At 71.1% G+C, this 6962-nt stretch carries 6 protein-coding genes; 4 read left to right on the top strand and 2 right to left on the bottom strand.

Features of this window, described 5'->3' with window-relative positions; all coding sequences use genetic code 11:
* Window positions 1-106: 106 nt before the first annotated feature.
* Both ACIBNA_RS20815 and ACIBNA_RS20810 read left to right on the top strand, forming a co-directional pair.
* On the top strand, window positions 107-1129 hold the full coding sequence (locus ACIBNA_RS20815) for a TIGR03842 family LLM class F420-dependent oxidoreductase (protein ID WP_399166632.1): 1023 nt from the start codon (window positions 107-109) through the stop codon (window positions 1127-1129).
* 134 nt (window positions 1130-1263) lie between these two features.
* Complete coding sequence (locus ACIBNA_RS20810) at window positions 1264-2790, top strand: NCS1 family nucleobase:cation symporter-1 (RefSeq protein ID WP_399166631.1); 1527 nt, start codon at window positions 1264-1266, stop codon at window positions 2788-2790.
* A gap of 26 nt (window positions 2791-2816) precedes the next feature.
* Here ACIBNA_RS20810 and ACIBNA_RS20805 read toward each other — a convergent pair whose 3' ends face one another.
* Window positions 2817-3485, bottom strand: coding sequence for a hypothetical protein (locus ACIBNA_RS20805; protein WP_399166630.1), 669 nt, complete (start codon window positions 3483-3485; stop codon window positions 2817-2819).
* 224 nt (window positions 3486-3709) lie between these two features.
* Between ACIBNA_RS20805 and ACIBNA_RS20800 the strand changes: the two genes are divergently transcribed.
* On the top strand, window positions 3710-4219 hold the full coding sequence (locus tag ACIBNA_RS20800; RefSeq protein ID WP_399166629.1) for a DinB family protein: 510 nt from the start codon (window positions 3710-3712) through the stop codon (window positions 4217-4219).
* A gap of 19 nt (window positions 4220-4238) precedes the next feature.
* Here the strand turns inward: ACIBNA_RS20800 and ACIBNA_RS20795 are convergent, their stop codons facing one another.
* Window positions 4239-4940: a lysostaphin resistance A-like protein gene (locus tag ACIBNA_RS20795; protein WP_399166628.1), complete on the bottom strand. Its 702-nt coding sequence runs from the start codon at window positions 4938-4940 to the stop codon at window positions 4239-4241.
* Between the two features lie 94 nt (window positions 4941-5034).
* Between ACIBNA_RS20795 and ACIBNA_RS20790 the strand changes: the two genes are divergently transcribed.
* A complete protein-coding gene (locus ACIBNA_RS20790) occupies window positions 5035-6861 on the top strand; it encodes a gamma-glutamyltransferase family protein (protein ID WP_399166627.1) in 1827 nt (608 codons plus the stop codon).
* Window positions 6862-6962 lie beyond the last annotated feature (101 nt).

Genomic DNA, 6962 nt, shown 5'->3' with positions numbered 1-6962 from the left:
GCGAACATCACGTGACCAACGAGATCGACACCGGCCGGATCGCGGGCGACCTCACCAAATGGCTGGCCGCCCGCACGTTCCAAAACACGGCCTAGGAGTGGTGCGGATGGACTTCGGACTCGTCCTGCAGACCGACCCGCCGGCCTCGCGGGTGATCAGCCTGATGAAACGCGCGGAACGGAACGGATTCTCCTACGGCTGGACCTTCGACTCCGCCGTGCTGTGGCAGGAGCCGTTCGTGATCTACAGCCAGATCCTGGCCAACACCACGAAACTGAAGGTCGGGCCGATGGTGACCAACCCGGGCACCCGCACCTGGGAGGTCACCGCCTCCACCTTCGCCACCCTCAACGACATGTACGGCAACCGCACGGTCTGCGGCATCGGCCGCGGCGACTCAGCGATGCGCGTGGCCGGGCGCAAGCCCAACACGCTGGCCCGGATCAGCGAGGCCATGAAGGTCATCCGGGCCCTCGGCAGCGGCCAGGAGGCCGACCTCGGCGGCGGCACGGTCGTCCGGTTCCCGTGGATCAAACCGGGCGCCGAACTCCCCGTGTGGATGGCCGCGTACGGCCCCAAGGCCCTGAAGACGACCGGTGAGGAGGCCGACGGGTTCATCCTCCAGCTGGCCGATCTGTATCTGACCGAGTACATGGTCAAGGCCGTGAAGGACGCGGCCGTCGCCGCCGGCCGTGACCCGTCCGAGGTGACCGTCTGCGTGGCCGCCCCCGCCTACGTCACCGAGGACGACTCGCCCGAGGCGCTCGCCCACGCGCGCGAGCAGTGCCGGTGGTTCGGCGGGATGGTCGGCAACCACGTGGCCGACCTGGTGTCCAAGTACGGCGAGCACTCGGCCGCCGTCCCCGACGAACTCACCGACTACATCAAGGCGCGGGAGGGATACGACTACTCCCACCACGGCCGCGCCGGCAACCCCGACACCCAGTTCGTGCCCGACGAGATCGTCGACCGGTTCTGCCTGATCGGCCCGGTCGAGAGGCACGTCGAGAAGCTGAACGCGCTGCGCGCGCTCGGCGTGGACCAGTTCGCCGTCTACGACATGCACGACGCGCAGGAAGCCGTGATCGACGCGTACGGATCACGGGTGATCCCGGCCGTCAACGTCTGACCCCTTCGAGGCACCCCTTCGATCTCCCCCTTCACCTCGGCCAGGGAAGGGGGCCAGGACGCTCCCGAGCGCACCCCCCATCGGCATCACCCGCATGGCCTTTCCCGTCCCACCTCCCCTGATTGGCCTGGCCCATGACCGATACCGCTCCCACGGCCCCACCGCCGACCACCCAAGTCACCCTCGCCGACGGCCGGGTGGAGATCGCCCAGGGCGCCCCCGCGCCGACCGGTCCCTACGCCAACGAGGACCTGCTGCCGGTCCCCGTCGAGAAACGCACCTGGACCACGTACAACTTCTCCGCGCTGTGGGTCGGCATGGCCCACAACACGGCCTCCTGGACCCTGGCCTCCGGTCTCATCGCCGTCGGCATGGACTGGAAGCAGGCGGTGTTCACCATCGCCCTGGCCAACGTGATCGTGCTGATACCGATGCTGCTCACCGGGCACGCGGGACCCAAGTACGGCATACCCTTCCCGGTCTTCGCCCGGGCCTCCTTCGGCATCCGCGGAGCCAACCTGCCCGCCGTCGTACGGGCGCTGGTGGCGTGCGGCTGGTTCGGCATCCAGACCTGGATCGGCGGCGAGGCCATCTACTTCCTGGCCGGCAAGCTCGTCGGCAGCGGCTGGACGGACGCGGCGAAGGTCGGCGGCTACGCCTGGACCATGTGGCTGTCGTTCGCGATCTTCTGGGCGCTCCAGGTCGTCATCATCTACCGCGGCATGGAGACCATCCGCCGCTTCGAGAACTGGGCGGCGCCCTTCGTGCTCGTCGGCGCGTTCGTGATGCTGTGGTGGATGAGCGACAAGGCGGGCGGCTTCGGCCCGCTGCTCGACCAGCCGTCCAAGCTCGGCTGGGGCGCCGACTTCTGGACGCTGTTCGCGCCCGCGCTCATGGGCATGATCGGTTTCTGGTCCACGCTGTCGCTGAACATCCCCGACTTCACCCGCTACGGCAGGAGCCAGAAGGCGCAGACGTGGGGCCAGGCCCTCGGTCTGCCGACGACGATGACGCTGTTCGCGTTCCTGTCCGTGATGGTCACCTCCGGCTCGCAGGCGGTCTACGGCGAGGCGATCTGGGACCCGGTGAAGCTCGCGGCCAAGACCGACAACACGGTGGGCCTGCTGTTCGCCCTCGTCACCGTCCTGGTGGCGACGCTGTCCGTCAACGTCGCGGCCAACCTGGTCTCGCCGGCCTTCGACTTCTCCAACATCGCGCCCCGGAAGATCAGTTTCCGGGCCGGCGCGCTCGCCACCTGCGTCCTCGGCGTGCTGATCTTCCCGTGGAAGCTGTACTCCGACCCGCAGGGCTACATCTTCACCTGGCTCGGCCTCGTCGGCGGCCTGCTGGGCACGGTCGCGGGCATCCTCATCGCCGACTACTGGATCCTGCGCCGTGCCAAGCTCGACCTGGCCGACCTGTACCGCACGGGCGGACGCTACTGGTACGCGGGCGGCTGGAACTGGCGGGCCGTCGTCGCTTTCGTCGTCGGAGGCGTTCTCGCAGTCGGCGGCGCCAGCTTCAAGCCGCTGATCGACGGCCGCCCCGTCCCGGCACTGGCCGGCCTGGCCGACTACGGCTGGGCGGTGGGGCTGGGCACGTCGATGCTGCTGTACCTGGTGCTGATGGCGGCACGGGGCCGGGACCGGACCGTCGTCTGACCGCGGGCGCGGACGCTGGAGGACGGTCAGCCCTTGCCGCCCTCCAGCGCGGCCACCGCTTCCTTCGCGGCCTTGATGGCGCCCTTGTTGATCGTGTCCGTGCTCGGCGCCTTCTTCGACTCGAAGTCGCTGCCGTTGTACGTGATGACCACCAGCGCGTTGGAGGCGCGGACGAACACCTGGCCCTCGCGGGTCTCCTGCTTGTCCTCGGTGGTCAGGTTGACGATGGAGTACGCGGTGTCGCCCAGACCGGGGACGGCACCTCCGCCGCTCTTCTCCTCGGTGCGCCCCTTGTAGGCCTTCTCCGCCGCCTCGTCCGACTGCATCACCTCGAAGGACACGTCGAGCCAGCGGTAGTTGTACCCCTTGAGCGCGTTCCAGGAGCAGGTGCGGCGCAACTCCGAGTTCGTGGACGGGATCTCCTTCCCGGCCGTCTTGGCACCCGGCACCAGCGACTCGACCGTCTTCTTGGCGACGCTCTCGCACGGCGCCGGCGCGGCCGAGTAGGTCTTCGACACCGTCGACGTCGACGGGGCGGACGCGGACTGGGTCCCGGTCTTCTCGTCGGCAGGCTTGTGCTCGGCGGCCTGCGGCGCGGCGAGCGGACCGGACGACAGTGCCCAGCCCGCCGCGGCGAGCACGGCCACCGGGGACAGGCGTGCGGTCAGGGCCAGGGGCAGAGGTAGGGAACGCACGGCGCCCTTCTCATGGGGGACGGACGGTGCGGATCAGGTCCGCACGGCGGACGGGACGACAGTTTCACATGACTCTCTGTGGTGCGAAAGTGTGAACTCGCTCCGTGGCTGCGTGGTGACGGTGACTCACTGTCGACGGTCGTGGTTTCGGTCGGTTCGGCGGTCACTGGGCGGTTTGTCATCGCACGGGTCGGACAGGAGCTGGGCAGCCTATCGTTGCGGACATGGTCTTCCAGCCGTCGACGGAACCCGCCGTCTTCCACGCCACGCTCCGCGACCAGTTCGAGACATTCCTCGATGAGCACCGCTCCGCGCTTCACGGCAGTCTGAACGGGCTGACCGAAGAGCAGGCACGCCGGTCACTGGTCACGTCCAAGACCACGCTGCTCGGCCTGGTCAAGCACGCCACGTTCGTCGAGAAGGTCTGGTTCGACGAGGGGATAACCTGCCGGTCCCGTGCCGAGATCGGCATTCCCGACACGCCCGACGAGTCGTTCGACCTCCACGACGACGACACGATCGCCTCGGTCCAGCACGCCTACCAGCAGGCGTGCGCGGCATCCCGTCGCGCCACGGCAGAGCTGACGCTGGACGACCTCGTACTGGGCAACCGCCGAGGCCCGCTGCCGCTGCGCTGGGTCTACCTCCACACACTGCGCGAACTGGCCCAGCACTGCGGCTACGCCGACATCCTCCGCGAGCAGGTCCTCGGCGGCACGACATCCCACGGCTGAAGCGGGGACTGTCCGACGTTCACAGCACGCCCCCCGCGCTCCTCCATCGAGGTACGGCCCAGGCCAGCACGTAGCCGAAGCCGTTGAGGGCCCAGTGCAGCGACGCGGGCGCCAGCAGGCTTCCGGACCGGCGCCGCAGCTCGCACAGGACGACCCCGGCGGCCGTCGTGGCGACCACGGCGGCCGCGACCGACAGCGCGGTGCCTGCCGGTCCGGTGCCGAGGACCGCCGCGGCCGCGTTGGCCCGGCTCAGCCCGCGCGAGGGAAGCACGTGCCAGAGCCCGAACAGCACTGACGACACCGCGGTGGCCCAGGCAGTACCGCGCCGACGCCGCACCATGGCCCACAGGACGCCGCGGAAGGCGATCTCCTCCAGCAGCACGGTGCCGACCGGCACCCGGACCAGCACCCGCCACAGCAGCTCCCCCATGGTCAGGCCGGCGGCGCGTTCGTCCTCGAACGCCTCCCTGGTGGCCGGCAGGGCAAGCCCCACCAGGAAAACGGCGAGAACCGCGCCCACCAGGACCGCTGACCACCGCAGCCCCCGGTACACGGCAACCGTGTCGAGTCCGAGATCGGCGCGGGTGAGACCGTCCCACCGGGCGATCAGCAGCAACGCGGCGGCCGCGGCCACGCAGGTGGGTACGTAGGCGCCGGGCGCGAGCCAGTTGTTGAGCAGGTTCGCGCCCACCAGGACGGCGAGGACACAGAACATCCGCATGGTGTCACCAGCATCCCGCTATCCGCTCCGTCAGTCCGGGTAGGGAAGGGAGACCACCGGCAAAAAGGTGACGTGATTCGACCTGTGAGGCCATATGTTCACCACCCGCCCCACCCTCCAGGGCACCTTCGGCATGGTGTCCTCCACCCACTGGCTCGCCTCGCAGTCGGCGATGGCCGTCCTGGAGGACGGCGGCAACGCCTACGACGCGGCCGTGGCGGGCGCGTTCGTGCTGCATGTCGTCGAGCCGCACCTCAACGGCCCGGCCGGCGAGGTGCCGATCCTGCTCGCCCCGGCCGGCGGCGAGGTACGGGTGCTGTGCGGGCAGGGCGTCGCACCGGCCGGGGCGACGGTCGCCCACTACCGGGGCCTCGGCCTGGACCTCGTCCCCGGCACCGGGCCGCTCGCCGCCGCCGTGCCGGGCGCGTTCGACGCCTGGATGCTGCTGCTGCGCGACCACGGCACCAAGCCCCTCGCCGACGTCCTGAAGTACGCCATCGGATACGCCGAGCACGGGCACCCGCCCGTGGAGCGCGTGGGCGAGACCGTCGAGACCGTACGCGAGCTGTTCGAGACGGAATGGACCTCGTCGGCGGAGATCTACCTGCCAGGCGGGAAGGCTCCGCGCCCCGGCGAGCTGCTGCGCAACCCCGCGCTCGCCGCCACCTGGAAGCGCCTGCTCGCCGAGACCGCCGGGGCCGGGGACCGGGACGCGCGGATCGAGGCCGCCCGGCAGGTGTGGCGCACCGGATTCATCGCCGACGCCCTCGTACGACAGGCCGGGCGCCCCACCATGGACACCAGCGGCGCACACCACACCGGCACCCTCACGGCCGCCGACCTCGCCGCCTGGTCCGCGACCTACGAGACGCCGGCGACGTACGACTGGAACGGCTGGACCGTGTGCAAGCCGGGCCCCTGGAGCCAGGGCCCGGTCCTCCTCCAGCAGCTCGCCCTGCTCCCGCCCGACCTGCCCCGCCACGGCTCGGCCGACTACGTCCACCTGCTGGTCGAGAACTGCAAACTCGCCATGGCCGACCGGGAGGCCTGGTACGGGGACGCCGCCGACGTGCCGCTCGACGATCTGCTGTCCGACGCGTACAACACGGCCCGCCGCGCTCTCGTCGGCGAGCAGGCCTCCCACGACCTGCGGCCCGGCAGCCCCGGCGGACGCACCCCGCGGCTGTGCGCGCACGCGCGCGTGGCGGCCGCCGCACAGCGGGGCGCCGCCGCCCCGGGCGTCGGCGAACCGACCGTCGCGAAGAGCCCGGCGTCCCCCGTGCCCGGCGAACCGGAGGTCGGCGACGACGGGACCACCCGCGGCGACACCTGCCACCTCGACGTGGTCGACCGCTGGGGCAACATGGTCTCGGCCACGCCCAGCGGCGGCTGGCTCCAGTCCAGCCCCGTCGTGCCCGGACTCGGCTTCCCGCTCGGCACCCGGCTCCAGATGGCCTGGCTGGAGGAGGGCCTGCCCAACTCCCTCACCCCCGGCCGCCGCCCCCGCACCACGCTGACGCCCTCGATCGCCCTGCGCGAGGGCGTGCCCGTCATGGCGTTCGGCACCCCGGGCGGGGACCAGCAGGACCAGTGGCAGCTGCACTTCCTCCTGGCGGTCGCGCTGCGCCCCCAGGTGCGCGGCGGCCTGGACCTCCAGGGCGCGATCGACGCCCCGAACTGGCACAACGACAGCTTCCCCGGCTCCTTCTACCCCCGCGGCATGCGCCCGGCCAGCGTCACCGTGGAGTCCCGCACGGACCCGGCCGTCGTCGGGGAGCTGCGGCGGCGCGGCCACCGGGTGACCGTCGGAGGCCCCTGGTCGGAAGGCCGGCTCTGCGCGGTCGCGCGGGACCCGGAGACGGGCGTCCTGTCGGCGGCGGCCAACCCGCGCGGCATGCAGGGCTACGCCGTCGGGCGGTGACCCCGCCGAGCCCCTGGCCGCACATCCCGCGCGGACCCGTCGCTGTTCATCGCGCTGCCACCCGGAGTGCACCGGACGGGTGGGGATTGTCAGTGCCGCGT

The sequence above is a fragment of the Streptomyces sp. NPDC050164 genome, assembly GCF_044459945.1.
GTDB lineage: Bacteria > Actinomycetota > Actinomycetes > Streptomycetales > Streptomycetaceae > Streptomyces > Streptomyces coeruleorubidus_A.
This window is presented reverse-complemented; position numbering and strand designations above follow the sequence as displayed.

Excerpts from the sequence above, each read along its gene's own strand:
- ACIBNA_RS20815 (WP_399166632.1), top strand. The coding sequence starts at position 107 with ATGGACTTCGGACTCGTCCTGCAGACCGACCCGCCGGCCTCGCGGGTG.
- ACIBNA_RS20810 (WP_399166631.1), top strand. The coding sequence starts at position 1,264 with ATGACCGATACCGCTCCCACGGCCCCACCGCCGACCACCCAAGTCACC.
- ACIBNA_RS20800 (WP_399166629.1), top strand. The coding sequence starts at position 3,710 with ATGGTCTTCCAGCCGTCGACGGAACCCGCCGTCTTCCACGCCACGCTC.
- ACIBNA_RS20795 (WP_399166628.1), bottom strand. The coding sequence starts at position 4,940 with ATGCGGATGTTCTGTGTCCTCGCCGTCCTGGTGGGCGCGAACCTGCTC.
- ACIBNA_RS20790 (WP_399166627.1), top strand. The coding sequence starts at position 5,035 with ATGTTCACCACCCGCCCCACCCTCCAGGGCACCTTCGGCATGGTGTCC.